Origin of the sequence: Pseudomonas sp. NCIMB 10586 (assembly GCF_023127895.1) — a bacterium.
Classification (GTDB): domain Bacteria; phylum Pseudomonadota; class Gammaproteobacteria; order Pseudomonadales; family Pseudomonadaceae; genus Aquipseudomonas; species Aquipseudomonas synxantha_A.
In genome coordinates this window covers 12324-32458 of record NZ_SPKQ01000031.1, presented here as the reverse complement: position 1 = coordinate 32458, position 20135 = coordinate 12324, and the positions used below count along the sequence as shown (strand labels likewise).

The following is a 20135-nucleotide window of genomic DNA, read 5'->3' as shown; positions in this document are numbered from 1 at the left end:
TTTCTTGGTGGCTGATGGGTGGTCATTCCGGTCGTAGCGACTGACTGATTGTTTCCAGTAGCTGGATCAGCTCCGTCACAGCCTCGACGGTTTCATCGGATATCACGCCTTCAGCGCACATGTCTTCGACCTCATTGCAGTGGTCGAGCAGCCTTGCGTGATTGAGCATGTAAGCCGTGCCCTTGAGCTTGTGTGAGATGCGTTTGATTTGAGCCAGGTCCCCTGTATCAAGGGCCTGCTTCAAGGCCAAGGATTCATCGGTATTACTCGCGGCTACCTGCTCGACCAAGTCTTGTCGGATGTTGTTCATCGCTGAGGAGGCTTGGTTGAGGTTCTCGGCGTCGATGTCGAGCATGGGAATCCAGCGGTTCAGCACGGCCAGCGTGATCGGCTTGGCCAGTGAGTGATCCATACCCGAGGCCAGAGCGCGCTCATGCGCTTCGGGCTGGGCATCGGCCGTCAGCCCAATGATCAAACATGGGCGGATACCTTGAGCTTGCTCCATTGCACGGATGTTTCTGGTCATCTCGTGGCCGCTCAGCTCCGGCATGTTACTGTCGGTGATCACGACATCAACAGCGTGCTCTTGCCACATAGCCAAGCCTTCCAGGCCGTTACTGGCGGTCAGCGCGTGGTGCCCAAGATAGGAGATCTGCTGGTAGAGCAAATACTGGCTAGGTAGATGATCTTCGATTATCAACACGGTCAGGGGCTCATCACTGTCGGCTTTCACGGGCTTGCAGGCGTTGTCTTCACAGACTGCGCGCTCTGAGCTGACGCGCTCGAGTTCGACACTGAGCGTTATGCGGGTCCCGGCCCCCGGGGTACTTTGAGCGTCCAGGCTTGCGCCCATTAATTCGCTGATTTCCTTGCAAATTGCCAGGCCCAGACCTGCGCCGGCATTAGGGTCGCTGACGGCAGCGTTCGTCACGAAGAATGGTTTGAAAATTTGATCGATTTGCTCGGCGGGAATGCCTGCGCCGGTATCGGTAACGCTGATCTGAAAGTGCAGGCGTGTATCGCTCGTCGGTTTTACCTGGCAGCGAACCTCGATACTTCCACGCTCAGTGAATTTGATTGCGTTGCTTAAAAGATTGGACAAGATTTGTTTGATTTTTAGCCCGTCGACCCAAACCCATTCCGCCGACAGCGGGGCGATATCGAGCCGCAGATCTAACTGCTTCTGCCGCGCCAAGCCTGAGAACACATGGCTTGTCGACTCCAGAAGCGTATTGATCCGGTTGGGCTCTGGAACTAAGCTGATTTTTCCAGATTCAATCCGCGATATGTCGAGAATGTCACCAATGAGGGCCAGCAAACCGGTTGCTGACTCGTACGCGATGTGTACCGACTGTGTGTTTAACTCGGCTTTGTTTTTGCGAGTAAGCACCAGTTCCAGCATGCCGATGATCGCATTGAGCGGCGTGCGAATTTCATGGCTCATCGTAGCCAGGAACACTGATTTGCTTCGGCTGGCTGTCTCAGCCGCTTCCTTGGCTACCTGCAGTTCATCCAGCAATATCTGCCGTTGCTTCAAGTTCTGGCGTTTGTGCAGAATGCGGCGGCGCTGCGTCACGATCCACAACCCGGCGATCACTAGTAGTGCGCCCAGAATTTCAAACGATCGCCAGATGTAAGCGGCTATCCCCTCCCAGTATTTTTCATCGGTTGCCGAGTTGGCACGCCAGCGACCGTGAATCTGCACGAACTCCCGCGGGGGGATTTCAGCCATCACTCTATCGACTATAGAGATCAGCTGTGGATGATGCTTGGAAGTAGCAAACACAACGCTGGCGTTGGGGATATTAACAAGGCCTCCAACTTTCAGACTGCTCTCGAATTTGTACGAAAGGTAGTAGCGTATGACGCTCGCGGGAGCGAGGACGATATCCACGTCGCCATCACGAGCAAGCTTGAAGGCTTCACCCAATGTGTCGGTTTCCTGGATACGTACATGGGGGTATTGTCGGGCGAGGATCGGGGACAAAAGATAGCCTTTCGCCACTGCCACTGTTGCCGTGCTTTGGTCATTCAGGACTGTCTGGTGGTCCTTGCGCGTGGCAAAAAGGTAAGCATTAGCCCCCACCGGGCGGCTGCGCAGGTACCGTAAAGGTGCGTGACTGGCCTCTGTGAGAATGCCGAGGTCTGCCTTGCCATTCGCCAGTAGGGTATCAACCTCACCCAATGAGCTCACACGGATGATCTGGAACTGAATGCCTGACTTGCGGCGAATAATTTCCAGCAAGTCAGAGGCAATTCCGTTCAAGCGACCATCGCTGTCGAAAAAGGCGTAGGGTGCCAAATCCTCGCTTATTGCCAATTTCACAGTCTGGGTGGTGTCCAGCCAAGTGCGCTCGGAATCGGTAAGACGGTCGCGAAAACCGTACCCATCACATCGCTGGTTATCACCCCAGAAATATTGGGCGTCAGCCAGTTGGCAGCGCGTTAACCCGCCTAGTGCGCGTTCGAACAGGCCAGCCAGCACCGGGTTATCGGGGGCAATCGCAAAGCCGATTTTGATCTCTGGCTGCGGTGTGCGCTGGCTGACGCCTACTCTCGTGCTGAACAACTGGCTGGATAGAGAGTAGGTGGAGGCAGGATCGCCAAGGTAGGCGTCATTAGTGCCCCTCAACACTGACGTCATTGCCGCCAACGATGAAGGGTATGAAGTGAATGTGCCTTGACCTCCGTTGCTTTTGTACAGTGCAAGGGCAATATCATTGGCCACAGCGATCTTTAGGCCGGAACCCAGCGCGTTGTTTTCGCTACGGTCGCCACTTTCGGTAAACAGGGTCAGGTGTGTCACTGCATAGGGGGGCGTCAAAAGTGCATCGGTACGCCTGGTATTCAGGATTGTCGCGTACGCAACCAGATCGATTTTCCCCTCGCGCAGCGCACAAAAGACCTCCTCACTCGAGTCGAACGGCCTGACCTTGATAGGCACTCCCAACTCACGCTGCAGTGCCACGAGATAATCCGCTGTAAGTCCTTCAAAAGTCGAGTGGTCGTTGATGATCCGGTAGGGCGGCAAGGATTCAATGCTCACGCCGACGATTAATGCATGCTTGCGCTTGAGCCAGGCCCGTTCTTGCTCGTCGAGCTGGATTTTCACGGCGTTAAGCGCTTGTCGCGCCTTAGGCTGAAGATCACCGGTTTCGGCAAAAACCTGACTGCAAGTCCCGAACATCAGCACAAAGAGGAGGGCACTAATTTGGGGAAATATCGTCTTCACGAACGCAGGCTCAGATGAGGTTATGTTGTTTGGCGATGTTAGCCAGCTCCACTACCGAGGTGACGTTTAGCTTCATGAGAATGTTGATTTTATGGCCGCTGATCGTTTTGGTGCTGAGGTTGAGTTTCTGTGCAATGTCACGGTTGGAAAAACCTTCAGCCAGCAACCGCATCACATGCATTTCGCGATTTGTAAGATTTTCCAAGGCGCCAGTTTCCCCTGCTACAGAGGTCCCTGAAAAAAAAGGCATGACATCCCTTGGAAAGAGCACATAGCCGTCAGCGACCGTTTCGATCGCCTTGAGCAGTTGGACCATGGGCTCGCTCTTGCTGACAAACCCGCTGGCACCGGCCTGAAAGCACCGGCTGGCAAAGGTATCTTTGGTCTGTGATGTGTAGACGAGCACTCGGGTTTCAAGTTTTTCCCGCACGATACGTTTCAACACCGTCAGGCCGTCCACTTTTTCGAGGCCAATGTCGAGAATTACCACGTTTGGCTTCAACGACTCGATCAATTGGACGGCGTCGGCTCCATCGGAGGTCTCGCCTATTATCTGGAATCCGATGGACTCAAGGGCTACGCGAATACCGTGACGAACCATTGGGTGATCATCGACGATCAGTACTTTTTTTCTCATTTTTCAGTTGTTTAGCCTTATGGAATGCAGAAGGGGATTCAGGAGTTCGCCGCGCTGTTTCCATGCGACTCGGTACTGACCTGGTTGAGTATGGTTGAATTTTTTACGTCAACAGTCTGTTTATCGTAGTGAGCCATTATTGCAGACCCGGTATGTGCTCAGCTCCAAGTTTTGCGCTCTACAACGGGGCGAAATTTCTTGCCGGAAATCGAGAAAAATCTTGCTTTCTTTGTGAGTAGTACGGTTTTTGAATTCCAAGAAAAACCAAGAAAATGCCGAGATTTATCCCGTAGGCCCATCGACGACAAAGGGGTAATTTGGCGCTTTTCGAGGAGCAAGCCGTGCATACCGGATCGGGGCGAATTCTTATCATCAGCAAGAATCCCAGCACGCTTTTTGCCTATGCCCGCACGCTCAATGATCTGGGGTATTTCTTACTCTGCTTGTGCAACAACGTCAGTGAGGTGGTCGATGCTCTGGAAGGGGGCAAGCACTTCGAATACTTGGTGTATGACGCATTTGACCTGCCTAACGATGCAGAGAACTTAAAATTGTTTACCCGATACCGCGCGATCTTATCGGTTGTTGCGATTGCCGACGTAAATTCTCAACAGCGTCAAAACCTGGTTCTCTGGGCGAAAGCTCATGACATTCCCCTTCGAGGGGTACTGCAAACACCTCTGCGTCCGTTGGAGCTTTATGCGTTGATAGGATGTGGTCGCAATGGCTCATTGCTCAATTTACTACTGGGCGCCTGAAATTCTTATACTTGATCAAGAGAAAATTATGACACTTGCAATGGCTGGTTTGAATGACGAAACGCCGATGGATGACACTTTGTCGTTTCAAAAAACAGCACGGAGCCGACGGTCTTTCCGTGGTTTTTTAAACACCCCTGTACCTGATCACATCCTTCAAGAAGTTCTGAAAGACGCCCAGTGTGCGCCTTCCAACTGCAATACCCAGCCGTGGAACGTGCATATAGTCAGTGGCCAGAAATTAGTAGAGCTGTCGCAGGTTCTTCATGCGAAAAATGCAGTTGGCGAATTCACTCCTGACTTTTCATTCGATATGGACGCTTTCTACGGCATTTATGCGGATCGTAAGAACGCGCAGGGCAAAGTCTATTACGAGGCGATGAACATCACGCGCGAGGATGAGGCGGGGCGCCGTCAAGCAACAGCCTTGAATTTTTCCTTTTTCAACGCACCCCAGGCGGTCTTTTTATTTATGCCGGTTTTTGGTGACAGTGTCCGGACGGCCGGAGATATTGGTATGTATGGTCAAACCTTTCTCTTATCGCTTGCCGCTCGGGGCTTAGGCGGTATCCCGCAAACCTCCCTCGGTTTTTTCGCAAAGGCGATCAGGGAGGTGCTCGGTATTTCTGACGAAATGAAAATGCTGTTTGGAATGTCGTTTGGTTACCCGGATGAGAGTGCGCCCGGCAATCAGGCACCTACTGATCGTGCGCCAATTACCGACAGCGTTACCTTCCATCGCTGAAGAATCGTATTTTTCAACTCTTTCAGTGGGTATGTGACGCAGATTTAAAAAATGGAAAATGTATGGGGAGGTCATGGTAAGCGTTCCGAGACAACACATTGCAAATCTCAGCATTCCGGTGGTAGGTGCCGACTGCTTAAGCGGTCGAGTTCACCGGGAATGCTGGACTCACTATGCGCCAACGAACTTCTTGAGTTTGTTAGGCTTTTACATACACCCATGCGGTCAACGCGGAGACGAGCCCCACTGCAACACGCTTGTAGTCGGAAATCTCGTAGGCATCCGCTGCACGTAGCTCTTGTGGAGTGATCTGGAAGACCATACCTGAAACAGTCTCCTCAGGGTTTACACTTGGGATGACAATCGGGTGGTGTGTTTTCCCGCTAGTGGCAAGCGCCTCTGGGTCAGTAATTTCAACGTAGGACTCTTTGTAGCCGGCCATGTGATCAGGCTGCCCAACTAGCGCTCGGCCAAAGTTGGCTAACTGGACGGCCTTGTCCTGCAAGGTGCCATAAGAAAACAGCAAAACTTTAAAATCCTGATGCAACGTCATATTCCTTCCTTTAGGTTATCCATCACAAAGGTAAAATATTAGCTTGGTTAGGACGCTAAATACCTCCCCTAGTCGCTGCCACGTCTGTTGCGTGACCAGCCACCTTATATACGTCTACGCAAAATCACTGCGCACTTAGCGCCGGATTGGCAACCGCCGGCTGCATCCGTTGCGCAAAATGAGCCAGAACAAGGCACTAGGCTCACAGTGATCGAGTTGTTTCGGCATGGTTATGCGCGTCCGACTTTGCTGATCTGGTCGACGTTTTTCGTTAGCCTGATTCTGGTGTATTTCATGATCAGTTGGTTACCTTCACTGTTGCTTGAGAGTGGCATGAAGTTGAGTGAGGCAAACTTGGTGACTTCGGTATTCCTGTTCGCCGGTACCTTCGGGGCGGTCTGTCTGGCTTGGCTCGCCGACCGCTTGCAACACAAGGTGCGTCTGTTCTCGGCCGTGTTTGTCGGTGGTGCGGCTCGGCCAGCACCATGAAAACCCGCGTTACCTGTGGGGCTTGGCTTTCGTAGCTGGTTTTTTCATTGTTGGCGGTCAACTGGCGCTCAACGCTTTTACCAACAACTTCTATCCGTCCCACGTACGTGCCACCGGAGCAGGCTGGGCGCTGGGTGTTGGTCGCTTTGGTTCAGTCTTGGGTCCGCTGTTCGGCGCCATGTTGTTGGCGATGCATATTGCAGTTCCGCAGATTTTCTTCTACTGCGCGATTCCTGCCGCCTGGTCGGTCATTCAGGTGCGTCTGCCAGCGCCAGTGCCCTCGGCAGATTCAGAGCGTTCTGACGATGCGAATGTGACGCTTGATTTGTCAGCGTCAACCGCGAAGTCTCATAGACAGATGCGCACGTTATAAATCGAGCACAAGAACGGCAGACTTGCTGCGTGAAACGCAGGGATATATGACGCTGTGGGTCGCACGTTCACGCTCCGACAGCACGTAGTCGCGATGATCGATTTCACCAGAGATGACTGCTGTAGAACACACGCCGCACTCTCCGCGCTTGCAATCGAACATAGGGTCGCAGCCTTGCTCAATGAGTACCTCGAGAATGCTCTTATCCGCCGGGATGTGGAGCGTGCGATCACTGGCGGCCAATACTACGTCAAAGGCGCTATCGCCCTCGGTAGCAGCAGGGGGAGAAAAAAGTTCGAAGTTCAGTCGCCCGTGAGCCCAGCCGCGCCGCTCGGCTTCTACGATCATGCCGTCGATTAGGGCGCCAGGGCCGCAGATATGAATGTCGTCGTCATTGGTGAATTCGTCGAACAAGGCCCTCAGGTCAACCGGGGCTCCAGCCTCGCTATCGGCGTGCACGTGCAAATGCTCGCCCAGCAGGGTTTGCAATTCATTGATGAGAGCCATGGAGGCCCGCTCGCGTCCGGCATAAAGCATTTTGACATCATGTCCGTGAAACTTGCAGGCTGCCGCCATGCTTGTCAGCGGTGTTACGCCTATTCCGCCTGCGATCAGGTATACGCGTTTACCGGTGCTACGCATGGGAAAGTCGTTTCGTGGTGCGGTGATGTCGATGATGTCACCGACATTCAAGCCCTCGTGCAGGTAGCGCGAGCCACCACGGCCCTTCGCGTCGAGACGAATGGCAATCAGGTAGGACTCGGGTGGGGTAGTCAGGCGGTCCCTGTGTTCGAGCTCGATCAACGAATACTGTCGCCACTCCTTTTGCGAGTCTTGCAGTTGTACTGAAACGCCAATATGCGCCCCCGGCGTAAAGTCCGGCAGTTGCTGAGTAGGTGCACAGGCGCGCAGCCGAAGCATGCGTACACCCGTCGCAAGGATCGTCGCCTCGGATACCTGCACGTACAAAGTCTGCTCATTCTTCATTGGCTGCATAGTCATCAAGTCCTGTTTCTAAATGCCGAACGTGTGCTCATCCGTGAAGGGGCAACGAAAGGCGTGCTCACTCGCGTAATTCCCACCCTCTGTATGACTGCCAGTACCACCTTATGGCGACGGAGAGCGTCATGGGCATGCGAAAGAAGTCTAGGTAGCACTGAAGGTGGGGTATATCCGGAAATCGCAATTTTTGCGGTGTGCTTATCCGTTTATGGCGCGGATCAATGCTCTGGGGCGCGGCATGTAAATTAAGAGGCAGCGTGGATCAGGGGCGGCGCTGGCCGTGGTGTCGTCTGTAAAAATTTGAATATTTTATAAAAAATCATGTCTATGAATGATGTGGCGACCCTTTCGAATTTATTTTTGTATATTAAGTCATTGATATATATAGGTTTTGTATTTTTTTCAATTTTTTGTGTGACGTTGAAGTTGATTAAATTTATTTCATTTTATAAAGTTTTTCCGTCGGGACTAATAAGGATGTAGCTATGGCTGACCAGAAATATGATGCGCATCGCGAGACGGTTGCAGGGCGTGCTGATGTGGAGGACACCCCTGAGTTAGTGGCGTATTACAGTGAGTTGGAGCGACTCAAGGCGGGGGCGCTTTGGACGATAGCTAACAAGATAGAGCCGTGGGAGCCCAAGTCTGTTTCGGTTCCGGTTTTATGGCGCTATAGCGATCTCAAGTCTCATGTGCTGCGTTCAGTCGAGCTTGTAACGCCTGAGAAGGCAGGCCGCCGGGTGGTCTTTCTCAATAACCCCGGCAGGCAGGATGTATCGGCGGCCGTAGGGATGTTGTACTCCGGGTTGCAGGTCATGCGTCCTGGGGAGGCGGCCTCGGCTCATGCACACTCCGCGTCCGCACTGCGCTTTATCATGGAAGGAGAAGGGGCCTACACCATTGTTGACGGTCACAAGATGACACTCGGTACCAATGACGTCGTGCTCACTCCAAATGGCTCCTGGCATGAACATGGTGTTGAGGCCACCGGGACTACGTGCATTTGGCAAGATGGTCTGGATATTCCATTGACCAACGCACTGGAGGCCGGTTTTTACAAGGTGCACCCGGATTTGGCACAAGCGGTTACCGCGCCTGTGGATGACTCCATTGGTCTATGGGGTGGGGCTGGCTTGCGCCCGCAAAACGTAATGTGGGACAAACCGTATTCACCATTGTTTAAATACAGTTGGGCAGATACCTACAACTCGCTTTTGCGTTACGCGAAAGCGGCGCCGGCCAATGCCTTCGATGGCCATCTCATGCATTACACAAACCCGGTTACCGGGGGGCATGTGATGTCGACCATAGGTGCGAGTATGCAGCGCCTCGCACCGGGCTTTCGAGGCAAGGCACACAGGCATACAGGCAGCTTTATCTATCAAGTTGCCAAGGGGCATGGCTACTCCATCATTAATGGAGAGCGTTTCGACTGGAAAGAGCGAGATATATTTTGCGTGCCTTCCTGGGCGTTTCATGAACACAGCAATAGTTCAAACGACGAAGATGCCTGCCTATTTTGTTTCAATGACCTTCCCGTTATGGAGTCGTTCGACTTTTACCGAGAACAGGCATTTATGGATAACGACGGCTATCAGCGCTGAGTCTTCCGGGGGCGCACCTGTCATTTAAATTCAAGGGGTTTTGTATGCGTTTAGTCACGTTTCGTCCAACTGTTAATGCTGCGTCCCGCTTAGGGGCATTGGTGGGTAGCAACGTTGTAGATCTGTGTAAGTTAGGAAACATCCACGGCCACCCTATCCCGGATAATATGCTCGATTTTATTGAGATGGGGCCTTCTGCAATAAAAACTACTACGGCTTTGTTAAGCGTTTTCGAAGGAAACTTTCCAATGGGCGTTTCGATACCACTCGAAAACGTAAAGTTACTGGCCCCAATTCCCAGACCCAAGAAGAATATTTTTGGTATCGGCCTCAACTATGTCGAGCATGTCGCCGAGTCCAGCAAGGCATTGGATACATCGCGGGAGCTGCCCACGGAGCCGGTGATTTTTTCAAAACCCCCGACCGCCGTCATTGGTCCGGGTGATGCCGTTGAACACAACAAGGCGATCACGCAGCAGCTTGATTGGGAGGTGGAACTTGCAGTCATCATCGGGAGTACGGCAAAAAAAATCACCCATGATCAAGCGCTGACCTATGTGTTCGGTTATAGCCTGATGATCGACATGAGTGCCCGTGATTGCCGGCGGGCAGGGCAATGGATCTACTCCAAAGGGCAGGATACCTATGCTCCTTTCGGGCCGTGCATCGTCACGGCTGATGAAATCCCTGACCCCCACACACTCGATCTCAGTCTGCGGGTCAACGGCGTAGTCAAGCAGCGTTCGAATACCCGCCACATGCTGTTCAAAATCCCACAGTTGATCACCGATATCAGCGCTGCAATCACCCTGGAGCCTGGCGACATCATTGCCACGGGGACACCAGAAGGCGTTGGGGCGGGCAGGACGCCGCAAGAGTGGGTATGGCCCGGAGATACCATCGAGGCTGAAATCGAAAAAATTGGATATCTGCGCAATCCCGTGGTCGCCGTATAAAACAAGTCGAGGTGCATGATGCTCAAATTAAATGCTTTTAAAGCAGCAGCGGTTCAAGCATCTCCGGTGTTCCTGGACACTCTCGCCACGGTAGAGAAAGCATGTGACTTAATCGCCGAAGCCGCTCGCGAAGAGGCAAAATTAGTAGCGTTTCCCGAGGTGTTCATTCCCGGCTATCCCTACTGGAATTGGTTGATGAATCCAGTGGAAGGAAGTCCTTGGTTTGAAAAACTTTGCAAATCAGCTATTGAAATCCCTGGACCGGAAATTCAACGAATCCAACGTGCCGCGCGCGCGAACTCCATAAATGTTGTCATCGGTGTGAACGAGCGTAGTCCAGTTGGAATTGGCACTCTATACAACACGGTCGTCACGATCTCTGACGAAGGGGAGATTCTGGGGCGGCATCGGAAACTGGTTCCAACGTGGGCGGAGAAACTCACGTGGTCAAATGGTGATGCTTCGTCTCTTAAGGTCCACCAAACGAGTATCGGGCCACTGGGGGCGCTGGCGTGTGGTGAGAACACCAATACGTTGGCGAGGTTCAGTCTCCTTGCTCAAGGCGAGCTAGTGCATGTAGCAAGCTATATCGCCCTGCCTGTAGCCCCCTCGGATTACGATATGGCCGAAGCTATCAAGTTGCGCGCAGCTGCTCACTCCTTTGAAGGCAAGGTATTCACCATCGTTTCGTGCTCTACGGTGTCGGAAGAAATAATCGAAGCGATGGCCGAGACGCACCCGCAAGCGCGTCAATTACTCGCCCGGAAAAATAGTGCTTTTAGCGGCATTCTAGGTCCGGACGGCCGAGTCATCGGCGACCCGCTTATCGACAAGGAGGGTATTGTGTATGCCGATATTGATTTGTCACGCTGCATTCAGCCTCGGCAAATGCATGATATTACCGGGCACTATAATCGCTTCGATATCTTTGACCTGAAAGTGAATCGCCGCGCATTGAATGCCGCTACGTTTTTCGACAATTTGACAGCGCATGCAGTCAAGCGCGAAGAAGATGTTCTACCTGACAATCGTAAAGAGGGGACAGAGTAATGGACAAACGTATCTACCGTATTGGTCAAATAGTCCCCTCCTCGAATACCACTATGGAGACTGAAATCCCTGCGATTCTCCAGGCTCGTGAGCGAGTGGAGTTAGAGCGATTTACCTTTCACTCCAGCCGCATGCGGATGATGCGTGTCACTAAAGAAGAACTGGCGGCGATGGACTCGGACAGCGAAAGATGTGCGTTGGAGTTGTCCGACGCGCGCGTGGATGTGCTGGGATATGCTTGCCTGGTTGCAATCATGAGTATGGGGGTTGGTTACCACCGTGTTTCCGAGGCGCGTCTTCATCAACGAACTGTTGAAAATGGTGGCCCGGCCCCCGTCGTCACAAGTGCAGGCGCATTGGTGCAAGGGCTAAAAGCGTTGAACGCTAAAAAAGTGTCCATTCTGACACCCTATATGAAGCCGCTGACTAGCTTGGTGATCGACTATCTTGAACATGAAGGGATTGAGGTTGTCGACAGTATTTCCCTGGAGATCTCCGATAACCTTGAAGTAGGCCTGCTAAATCCCTATGCGCCGGCTGAAATCACCAAAAAACTTAAAGTCGATGGCGTCGATGCCATCGTCGGCTCTGCTTGCGTGCAAATGCCGTCACTCCCTTCCATCCAGTTGATTGAGGACCGTACAGGGTTACCTGTCATTTCCTCCTCGATTGCAACGACCTACATGATATTGAAACAGCTCGGCCTAAAAACATCTGCGCCTGGCTGTGGCTCTCTTTTATCTGGCAGATACTGATAACGTGATGGGCCGATGGATGTGAACACGGCACCGTTCAGTATGAGCGGAGCCGGTAACCGAATGGAACTAGCATGAACTCATTAGATGAAGAACCTCAGCTGTCTCTCGTCCCGGAAGGTAAAAGCGCTGGCGTCAATGAGGGGACGCTGGGGGAGCAGGCCTACAACAGACTGAGAAAAGACATTATCTGCGGAGTGTTCGAGCCGGGTCAGGCTCTGAGGCTGGAAGCTTTAAGAGAACGATACGGCATAAGTTTTTCGCCTATCCGAGAAGCACTCACTAGGTTACAAGCCGAAAAATTAGTGTTCCTGGCGCCCTCGAAGGGATTCAGGGTGCTCGCGATTTCTATCCCCGAGATGTGGGATGCAATCAATACCCGAATCCTCATTGACTGTGAGGCGTTACGTAAATCGATTGAGCGTAAAGATGCAGCGTGGGAGGGGCGCTTGACTCAGGCATACGCTGCGCTGTGCCTGGCACGGCAGAGGCCGAGTCCTGATGAACTGGACATGGTTCAGCATGCTGAACTTCTTGAGCAGCGACACAAGGATTTTCACTACAGCATGATCTCCTCGTGTGGTTCTGACTGGCTGCTCACATACTCCACGCAGCTATATGCTCAAACTGAGCGGTATAGAAGGCCCAGTTTAGCCTCTATGAAGGATGAACATGTCAGGGGGGTAGACAAAGAGCATTTGGCTTTGCTCGAGGCATCCCTGGCGAGAGAAACAGACCTTGCCTGCGCACTCTTGGCCAAACACTACAGGGATACCGGTTTTGCCATTCAGCGTGTGCTTGAGCGAAAACAGCAGGGACTCGCCTGACCTGATCAACGTATTCAAATTGCAAACGAACGTCTACCCGAAAGCAGCGCAACTCAGAGCGCTGTGCATATAAAAACTATCATTGCATGCTTGTATGAGGACTTTGTTGATGGGGCACTATATTAATATTCAGGCTCGTCATGGCGAAGGGGCTTTCAAGGCGTATTTGTCCGTGCCGGCCTGCGGTAACGGCCCTGGCCTCGTGTTGGGGCAGGAAATATTTGGTGTTAACGCCAACATGCGTGAGACCGCGGATATGTACGCCGAAGAGGGGTATGTGGTGCTCGTCCCGGATTTGTTCTGGCGCTTGGAGCCTGGCGTAGAACTGGGCTATACCCCTAAAGACTTCGATAAGGCGTTGGGGCTGAATGGTTCGTTGGATCTGGACAAGGCTGTAGATGACATTGCAGCTTCAATCGACGCCCTTCGTGAACTCAACGAAGTCGACCAGCCAAGTATTGGCTACGTGGGGTATTGTCTGGGAGGGAAGCTGGCTTTTCTGGCAGCAACCCGTACCGATCTTGCGGTATCGATCGGTTATTACGGTATGGGCATCGAAGGTTTTCTTGACGAAGCGGACGCCTTGCAGGGAGGGTTGGTACTCCACCACGCAGAGCTGGACAGTTATTGTGACGTCGAGGCCAGAACCCGAATTGCTGCAGGTTTGGCTGGACGCAAAGGGGTGGAGCTTTATACATACCCAGAGGCTGACCATGCCTTCGCGCGTTTGGGCAGCGAGCACTATCACAAATCGTCTGCCCATATGGCTCACGGGCGGACAATTGGAGCGTTGAAAAAATACATCGGCCCTGAATACAACCTTTCGCATCTTTGGGATCAGCACGTTCATCACGAGTTCGTCACGCGTGACGTACCGGCGACCATGGCCACCATGGTAAAGGAGCCCTACGTCAATCACATCCCGACTCTGACCGGTGGGGTTGGCAGTAAACAGCTCTCACGTTTCTATGAGCATCATTTTGTTCACGCAAATCCACCGGACATTCGTTCGATCCCTATCTCACGCACCGTCGGTGCGTTTCAGGTCGTCGATGAGTTCATCATGTGCTTTACCCACACCACCGAGATCGACTGGATGCTGCCAGGGGTAGCCCCTACTGGAAAGTATGTGGAAATCCCCATGCTTGGGGTCATCAATTTCAGAGGCGACAAGCTCTGCCACGAACACCTTTACTGGGATCAAGCGTCGGTGCTGGTGCAAATCGGCTTGCTGGATCCGGTTGGCCTGCCCGTCGCAGGTATCGAGACAGCCAAGAAGCTGATCGATGAATCGCTGCCATCGAACACGCTGATGCGGCGCTGGGCCTCGAGTGAAAACCTTTGATGATGCGCGCGGTGCTTGAGCGCGCAAGTTAAACCTTCTCTTGCTGCCGTGAGAGCCATGATGAACGCATTTTTTCAAACACTCGACTTGTCACGGATATACAAAAATCTTGTCTTTCAGTCCCACTGTGCGGTGGAGTTTCAAAAGCATCTTAGCTTTGCACTCAATGACCATATGATGAGCTGGAGCGCAGGTGAGGTGGACTCGGCCCTGTACAGCGTCGATACCCGGCACCTCAGGCTGATGATTCTGCGCTACGGGCCTGCAGTTGAAGTCCGGCCTGAAGTGTTTGATGGGTTCATCTTGGTGCAGGTACCTCTGCGAGGGCGCTCGGTCATCAAAAGTGATGGCCAGACCTCGTCCATCGGTCCCGGCCAGGTTGCGGTTCTCGCTCCACGACGCGAGATCTGCTTTCGCTGGAGCGAGCATTGCGAGCAGCTCATTCTTCGGGTGCCCAACGCCTTTGCCAAGGATGCGGCGGCGCGCCTTGGTACCCCGCTCAGCAGCGTGAATGAATGGGAGGGTTTCGCCCCTATTTCTGTGCTTGACAGCGATGTGGCGGCGCAGTGGTGCAATCTCCTTCAATCGCTGATCAATCAGATAGGGCCGGGGCAGGGCGATGGCTTCGGTCACTGTCATCCCGCCTGGTTGGAGTATTTGGAGATCGGCCTCGCGTTGCTGCTTCTGACCCAGGCGCGAAGGCAACCCGATAGCGTAGTCTGCAATACGGCGCTCGCCCAGGCCCACACGCTTTCGCCACTCGAGGCGGCTCGGCAGTACAGCCTGTCTCATCTATGGGCGCCGATATCGCTGGAGGATCTGGCTCGGGCGGCAGGAATCAGCTCGCGGTCACTGCATACCTACTGCAAGAAAGCGTTTGGGGTAGGCCCAATGACGTGGTTGCGCGATATCCGTTTGGACGAGGCCCGCCGGAAAATCCAGGCCCGGTCACAGTACAGCATTACGGACATCGCACTGGCGGTCGGCTTCGGCCATCTGGGCCGGTTTTCCGCGTACTACAAGGATCGGTTTGGTGAGCTTCCAAGCGACACGGTGATATTGCACAAGAGTCCCATGCCGTCGTGATTTGGCTGCACCTGGCCGATGGGATAAACCCGTTGGTGAGGGGGCTTGCTATCAGTGCGCGAAAATTCTCGCGTGTGGCAAGTGCCTCTGGTCTGGTTCCAGGCAACCGAAACCATCATCAACAGCTAGATCCACTCCAGTAGTCCAGGACGCGGCTTTGGAGCATACGACGGCGAACGCAACGCCCTGTTGTCTCCAATGCTGATCAATGAGCCAGAAAACGTGAGGTACAGTTCGAATTACGTTCAGCGGCAATAAAGAAATTCAACGTCACGCTCGACAGCTTTCTGCCAGTGCCAGAAACGGATAATTTCGCAATGCACGATTGCGATTTCCGGCTATCCGTCCTGTTTGCCGCTACCTAGACTCTGACCAATCTTGCCCTCCGTACTTGAAAGTACGGTTATGTATTGCTCTTTAGCCATAACAATGGTTTGGAACGAAAGTCTTAAAAACAGGGGGCCGATAATCGGTAATTCAGATGTGCAGCGACCTACAACCGTGCAAAGCGAGGAAATTATATGAGGCCTACAAAAAAAGTTCTAAATGGTCACGCTGAAGTAAAAGTCGCTATCGTGCAGACGGCTCCGGTCTTCCTCGATCGTGACCGCACCATCGAAAAAGCCTGTCTGAAAATCGCTGAGGCGGCCGCTCAAGGCGCTCAGATCGTTGTGTTCAGCGAGGCTTGGATTGCCGGATATCCTTATTGGGGGGAAGGCTGGGAGTCACGCATTGGTGATTGGGTAGATGTACGCGGCAAGTTTTTCGACAATGCTTTGGTCATCAGCCAGGAAGAGTGCGCCCAGCTATGTGCTGCTGCTGCGCGAGCGAATGCGGTAGTCGTGATCGGTTGTAACGAAATGGACCCCCATCCAGCGATCCACACCATTTACAACACCCTGCTGTACATTGATAACCACGGTCGGATTCTTGGGCGGCACCGCAAGATCATGCCGACCTTCGCAGAACGCACCGTCTGGGGTCGTGGCGATGGAAGCGATCTGCAAAGCTTTGAGACGGACTACGGTCGTATCAGTGGTCTGATCTGTGGAGAAAACCTGATAACACTGGCCCGTGCCCACCTGATTTCACAAGGCGAAGATTTTCATGTGTCGGTATTTCCGGGGGCGTTTACGTTGCACACAGGGCCAAGACTCGAAGAGTTGGATGCCGATGGGCAAAGTTTCTGGGGCTACTCCAGTTGTCGCAACCATGCTTCTGAATCTGGCGCTTTTGTATTGGGTTCCTGCGGTTACATCACGCAAAGCGATTTCCCCGAGGACTTCGCGCTGCGTGACACCTTGAATATCGACTATGCGCAAGGCGGTAGCGCGATCTATTCACCGATTGGGGTTCCGATTACCCCGCCGACCTATGGCGACACCATTGTCTATGCCACCTGTGAGGCGCACAACATCAAGGTCGCCAAGGCGATCATCGATACTGTCGGACATTATTCCCGATCAGATATCTTCACCTTGAACGTGCACCCTCGCGTGAGTTGCGGTGCAAAAATTGTGTCGAAGCAAGCTGTCGAGTCCATTTCTCAAGATGGGTTGAACCGCATTGCCGATCGGCATGAGGTGACTGTCGCGGCTATCGAAGAGGCTGTCCTGGCAGCTTCTTGATCTCTGCATCGCTGTCGTTTTGACTGCATGAGGGGCTGTTGCCGTTGGGTGGCGGCCCCTTTCGCATAACCTGTGTGAGGGTTACTTGCGGTGATTGATCCCGGGACTGGTGCTGGCTCAGGCCGACGAAAAACTTAACCTTATGTCTGGAGGAAGTTGGCCATTACCTCTCTCGTCGAGCGAAATACGGATAGTGCCTTGCGATTCTCGGCTATTTGATCGTTAGAGGAGGCGGCAAAATCGTAGCCCGCAGTGTGCTTTAAGCGGCCTTTCGATCAGCCAGTCACAAGAGGTTCCCTCCATGATCAGCACGGATGAATTGAGGCAGCTTGTACGTCCAGATGGCGTTCACAAGCGTGTCTATACCGACCCCGAGATCTTTTCCCTGGAAATGCAGAGAGTCTACGGACAGGCCTGGATTTATGTGGGTCATGAAAGCCAGGTGCCGAAGACTGGTGACTATCACACCACCCAGCTTGGCGATCAGAAAGTCATCATGGTACGGGTCAATGACCAGAAGATCAGCGTGCTTTATAACCGCTGCCCACATCGCGGGGCCAACCTGGTGGCCGATGGTGAGGGTTGCGTCGGTAAGTTCTTCCGTTGTTCCTATCATGCCTGGACTTTCAAGCTGGATGGCTCATTGCTGAGCACTCCCATGCGTGCAGGCTTCGAGGGCACGACCTTCGACCCGACCAGCCCCGAGGTTTCCATGGTGCCGGTGGCTCAGGTCGATAGCTACCGAGGGTTTGTCTTTGCCAAACAGAGCCTGGGCGGCCCAGGCTTGGTTGAGTTTCTGGGAGGCGCGGCGAGTTCGATCGACAACCTTTGCGACCGTTCGCCTATTGGCAAGGTCGAGGTGGCAGGCGGCGTATTCCGGGTAATGCAGCTGTCGAACTGGAAGATGTTCTACGAAAACCTGCATGACACGATGCATGGGCCGGTTACCCATGAGTCCTCGGTGATCGCCGCGCGCGAGCAGGCCGAGGAAATCGGCGAGATGCCATTCGAGTTGTTGATTCAGGATGGTAACGGCGAGCCGTACAGCTTTTGGGAAAAACTGGAGCTGCGTGCCTATCACTATGGCCATGGCTACATGGAAGGTATTTTCGATCCCGCCGCAGCTACGCGCGATGACGTTTCACGTCGGCATTTCGCGTGCTTGAGCGAGGCCTATGGTGAAGAACGGGCGCATGAAATCCTCGGAATGAGCCGGCATAACACGATCATTTACGGGAGTGGCTCTCCTCACAATGTGTTCCAGCAGTTTCGCGTCATTCGCCCGGTATCGGTGGACAGGACTTTGGTCGAGATCCAGGTTTTCCGCTGTGTGGGCGCACCGCCGGAAGTGTTCGACCGGGCACTCACGTACGCCAACGTGGTGAACTCGCCGTCTTCGAACGTCATGCCGGACGATGTCGAGGTGTATCGCCGCTGCCAGGTCGGTAATACGACGGCAGGTGGCGATTGGATCAGCCAGCACCGTTATGCGGGTACGGATGTGGTCTTGCCCGATGGCGCCGTCTCGATCAATGGCACCAGCGAGCTGCCGATGCGCAATCAGTTCGCTGCCTGGCTGCAGTACATGGAAAGTGAGCTGTTGACACCACATAAAGAACAACAGCAGCTGGAGGTGCATTGTGTTGAATGATGGCTTTCTCGATATCTCGATCGAACCCATACAACCGATGTTGCCGGACGCACAACTGACCTTCCAGGTGGAGCAATTTCTGTTTCGCGAAGCGTCGTTGCTTGATGAACGAGCGTTCGATGGCTGGCTGGCGCTCTGGGTCGAAAACGGTCGCTACTGGGTGCCGCGAGCCCCCGACCAGGCGAGTCCTCACGAGCACATTTCAATTTTTTGGGAAAACGCCATGCTGCGTGAGACGCGCGTGCGGCGTCTGCTCAACGAGCGCAACTGGTCACAACAGCCGCCGACAAGAACCAGTCGCGTGGTGAGCAATGTCTGCGTGCTGGGACGTGATGTTGAAGGGCGGCTGATCGTGAGTTCCCGGCTGCATGTCAGCGAATACCGGCTCGACCTGAGGTATCTATCCGGTCGTGTGGTGCACAAGCTGGTTGAGTCGCCCGAAGGTTTCAAGATCGCACTCAAACGGGTTGACCTGGTCAATTGCGACAGTGTCTTCACCAACATCGAGGTGTTCCCTTGAGCGTTGGTGGCGCCAGCGCAAAAGGTCCTCTGGCGGGCAAGGTGGCGATTGTCACCGGCGCTGCGCAGGGGGTGGGACTGGATATCTCCAGAGTGCTGCTTGGTCAGGGCGCGAAGGTCGTGTTGGCCGACATTCGCCTGAGCGACGACGTGCTTAGGCTGCTGGGTAAAACCTGCCTGTTCGTTGCGACCGACGTGCAGAGTGATGAGCAGATCGATACCTGTATCGCACGCACACTTGAGCGTTTTGGTGCGGTGGATGTACTGGTTAACTGTGCAGGTATCTATCTCGATCAGGGGCTTGATTCATCGAGGCAGGACTGGCACCGCACGTTAGGGGTGAACCTGGTTTCCGCCGCGATTTTTGCCCAGCGGGCAGCTGTCGTCATGGGACCGGGCTCCGTCATTGTCAATCTGGGCAGTACCGGGGGGAAGTTCGGTGCTTCGGGCCGGGCGGTATATCCAGCCTCCAAGGCGGGCTTATTGCAGATTACGAAGAACATCGCCGTCACACTTGCCCCACGGGGCATACGTTGTCTCAGTGTTTCCCCGGCCTGGACATGGTCGCCGACGCTGGCCGAACACAGCGCGGGATCGATTGATCGGGCCGATGAGGTTGGTGCCGCGCTTCACCCGCTCGGCCGGGTCGGCAGGGGAGAGGAAGTTGGCGCGGTGGTCGCATTTGCCTGTTCTGACACGGCTTCCTGGGTTACCGGAGCGGACATACCCGTCGATGGTGGCTTCAGTTGTCTGGGGCCCGACCAGGGGCGCTCGCCACGCGCCTGGTTTGCCACGTCTCGCCAGGAGTAGTTCTGAAAGGCCGGAACCTCTCGACTGAGGCAGGGCCCGCCTCGCCTGATCACGCCTGGTGAGTCCAGGGAACTATCACGATGTGCCTTCAGGGTACTTGTGAGCTTTTGCCTTT

General features: G+C 53.8%; 17 protein-coding genes and 1 pseudogene. 14 read left to right on the top strand and 4 right to left on the bottom strand.

Annotation, left to right across the window (positions count from 1 at the left end; all coding sequences use genetic code 11):
* Nucleotides 1–22: 22 nt before the first annotated feature.
* A complete protein-coding gene (locus E4P01_RS12685; protein ID WP_248130033.1) occupies nucleotides 23–3232 on the bottom strand; it encodes a transporter substrate-binding domain-containing protein in 3210 nt (1069 codons plus the stop codon).
* 10 nt (nucleotides 3233–3242) lie between these two features.
* Nucleotides 3243–3869, bottom strand: coding sequence for a response regulator transcription factor (locus tag E4P01_RS12680; protein ID WP_216091114.1), 627 nt, complete (start codon nucleotides 3867–3869; stop codon nucleotides 3243–3245).
* 341 nt (nucleotides 3870–4210) lie between these two features.
* Between E4P01_RS12680 and E4P01_RS12675 the strand changes: the two genes are divergently transcribed.
* Entirely contained in the window at nucleotides 4211–4627 is a 417-nt protein-coding gene (locus tag E4P01_RS12675) for a hypothetical protein (RefSeq protein ID WP_216091115.1), read from the top strand.
* Nucleotides 4628–4655: 28 nt separating this feature from the next.
* Entirely contained in the window at nucleotides 4656–5372 is a 717-nt protein-coding gene (locus tag E4P01_RS12670) for a nitroreductase (RefSeq protein ID WP_248130032.1), read from the top strand.
* A gap of 199 nt (nucleotides 5373–5571) precedes the next feature.
* Here the strand turns inward: E4P01_RS12670 and E4P01_RS12665 are convergent, their stop codons facing one another.
* Nucleotides 5572–5925, bottom strand: a complete 354-nt coding sequence (locus E4P01_RS12665) for a gamma-glutamylcyclotransferase family protein (RefSeq protein WP_248130030.1) — start codon at nucleotides 5923–5925, stop codon at nucleotides 5572–5574.
* Nucleotides 5926–5988: 63 nt separating this feature from the next.
* On the opposite strand from E4P01_RS12665, the pseudogene E4P01_RS12660 reads away from it, so the two are divergent.
* Nucleotides 5989–6787: pseudogene (locus E4P01_RS12660) on the top strand (MFS transporter); the annotation flags it as partial.
* Here E4P01_RS12660 and E4P01_RS12655 read toward each other — a convergent pair.
* The gene (locus E4P01_RS12655) at nucleotides 6782–7783 is read right to left on the bottom strand and encodes a PDR/VanB family oxidoreductase (protein WP_216091117.1); all 1002 of its coding nucleotides are present in this window, start codon (nucleotides 7781–7783) and stop codon (nucleotides 6782–6784) included. The pseudogene E4P01_RS12660 and the gene E4P01_RS12655 sit on opposite strands and share 6 nt — an antisense overlap.
* A gap of 491 nt (nucleotides 7784–8274) precedes the next feature.
* Between E4P01_RS12655 and E4P01_RS12650 the strand changes: the two genes are divergently transcribed.
* The 11 genes from E4P01_RS12650 to E4P01_RS12600 all read left to right on the top strand — a co-directional run bounded on the left by E4P01_RS12650 (nucleotide 8275) and on the right by E4P01_RS12600 (nucleotide 20020).
* Complete coding sequence (locus E4P01_RS12650; protein WP_078820940.1) at nucleotides 8275–9393, top strand: cupin domain-containing protein; 1119 nt, start codon at nucleotides 8275–8277, stop codon at nucleotides 9391–9393.
* 44 nt (nucleotides 9394–9437) lie between these two features.
* A complete protein-coding gene (locus tag E4P01_RS12645) occupies nucleotides 9438–10349 on the top strand; it encodes a fumarylacetoacetate hydrolase family protein (RefSeq protein ID WP_216091118.1) in 912 nt (303 codons plus the stop codon).
* A 15-nt stretch (nucleotides 10350–10364) separates the two neighbouring features.
* Nucleotides 10365–11399 (top strand): carbon-nitrogen hydrolase family protein, encoded by a 1035-nt coding sequence (locus tag E4P01_RS12640; protein ID WP_248130028.1) that lies wholly within the window; start codon nucleotides 10365–10367, stop codon nucleotides 11397–11399.
* Nucleotides 11399–12154 carry an Asp/Glu racemase gene (locus tag E4P01_RS12635; protein ID WP_078820938.1) on the top strand — a complete coding sequence of 252 codons (756 nt, stop codon included), beginning with the start codon at nucleotides 11399–11401 and terminating at the stop codon, nucleotides 12152–12154. The genes E4P01_RS12640 and E4P01_RS12635 overlap by 1 nt, the downstream gene beginning before the upstream one ends.
* Before the next feature lie 74 nt (nucleotides 12155–12228).
* Nucleotides 12229–12981, top strand: a complete 753-nt coding sequence (locus tag E4P01_RS12630; protein WP_078820937.1) for a GntR family transcriptional regulator — start codon at nucleotides 12229–12231, stop codon at nucleotides 12979–12981.
* Between the two features lie 109 nt (nucleotides 12982–13090).
* Nucleotides 13091–14326: a dienelactone hydrolase family protein gene (locus E4P01_RS12625; RefSeq protein ID WP_078820936.1), complete on the top strand. Its 1236-nt coding sequence runs from the start codon at nucleotides 13091–13093 to the stop codon at nucleotides 14324–14326.
* 57 nt (nucleotides 14327–14383) lie between these two features.
* Nucleotides 14384–15412, top strand: coding sequence for an AraC family transcriptional regulator (locus E4P01_RS12620; protein ID WP_078820935.1), 1029 nt, complete (start codon nucleotides 14384–14386; stop codon nucleotides 15410–15412).
* A gap of 521 nt (nucleotides 15413–15933) precedes the next feature.
* Nucleotides 15934–17040, top strand: a complete 1107-nt coding sequence (locus E4P01_RS12615; protein WP_216091119.1) for a carbon-nitrogen hydrolase family protein — start codon at nucleotides 15934–15936, stop codon at nucleotides 17038–17040.
* Between the two features lie 301 nt (nucleotides 17041–17341).
* A complete protein-coding gene (locus E4P01_RS12610) occupies nucleotides 17342–18691 on the top strand; it encodes an aromatic ring-hydroxylating dioxygenase subunit alpha (RefSeq protein WP_216091120.1) in 1350 nt (449 codons plus the stop codon).
* A complete protein-coding gene (locus E4P01_RS12605; protein ID WP_078820932.1) occupies nucleotides 18681–19211 on the top strand; it encodes an aromatic-ring-hydroxylating dioxygenase subunit beta in 531 nt (176 codons plus the stop codon). Before E4P01_RS12610 ends, E4P01_RS12605 begins: the two co-directional genes overlap by 11 nt.
* On the top strand, nucleotides 19208–20020 hold the full coding sequence (locus tag E4P01_RS12600; protein ID WP_078820931.1) for an SDR family oxidoreductase: 813 nt from the start codon (nucleotides 19208–19210) through the stop codon (nucleotides 20018–20020). Before E4P01_RS12605 ends, E4P01_RS12600 begins: the two co-directional genes overlap by 4 nt.
* Nucleotides 20021–20135 lie beyond the last annotated feature (115 nt).

Excerpts from the sequence above, each read along its gene's own strand:
- E4P01_RS12680 (WP_216091114.1), bottom strand. The coding sequence starts at position 3,869 with ATGAGAAAAAAAGTACTGATCGTCGATGATCACCCAATGGTTCGTCAC.
- E4P01_RS12670 (WP_248130032.1), top strand. The coding sequence starts at position 4,656 with ATGACACTTGCAATGGCTGGTTTGAATGACGAAACGCCGATGGATGAC.
- E4P01_RS12665 (WP_248130030.1), bottom strand. The coding sequence starts at position 5,925 with ATGACGTTGCATCAGGATTTTAAAGTTTTGCTGTTTTCTTATGGCACC.
- E4P01_RS12655 (WP_216091117.1), bottom strand. The coding sequence starts at position 7,783 with ATGCAGCCAATGAAGAATGAGCAGACTTTGTACGTGCAGGTATCCGAG.
- E4P01_RS12650 (WP_078820940.1), top strand. The coding sequence starts at position 8,275 with ATGGCTGACCAGAAATATGATGCGCATCGCGAGACGGTTGCAGGGCGT.
- E4P01_RS12645 (WP_216091118.1), top strand. The coding sequence starts at position 9,438 with ATGCGTTTAGTCACGTTTCGTCCAACTGTTAATGCTGCGTCCCGCTTA.
- E4P01_RS12640 (WP_248130028.1), top strand. The coding sequence starts at position 10,365 with ATGATGCTCAAATTAAATGCTTTTAAAGCAGCAGCGGTTCAAGCATCT.
- E4P01_RS12635 (WP_078820938.1), top strand. The coding sequence starts at position 11,399 with ATGGACAAACGTATCTACCGTATTGGTCAAATAGTCCCCTCCTCGAAT.
- E4P01_RS12630 (WP_078820937.1), top strand. The coding sequence starts at position 12,229 with ATGAACTCATTAGATGAAGAACCTCAGCTGTCTCTCGTCCCGGAAGGT.
- E4P01_RS12625 (WP_078820936.1), top strand. The coding sequence starts at position 13,091 with ATGGGGCACTATATTAATATTCAGGCTCGTCATGGCGAAGGGGCTTTC.
- E4P01_RS12620 (WP_078820935.1), top strand. The coding sequence starts at position 14,384 with ATGATGAACGCATTTTTTCAAACACTCGACTTGTCACGGATATACAAA.
- E4P01_RS12615 (WP_216091119.1), top strand. The coding sequence starts at position 15,934 with ATGAGGCCTACAAAAAAAGTTCTAAATGGTCACGCTGAAGTAAAAGTC.
- E4P01_RS12610 (WP_216091120.1), top strand. The coding sequence starts at position 17,342 with ATGATCAGCACGGATGAATTGAGGCAGCTTGTACGTCCAGATGGCGTT.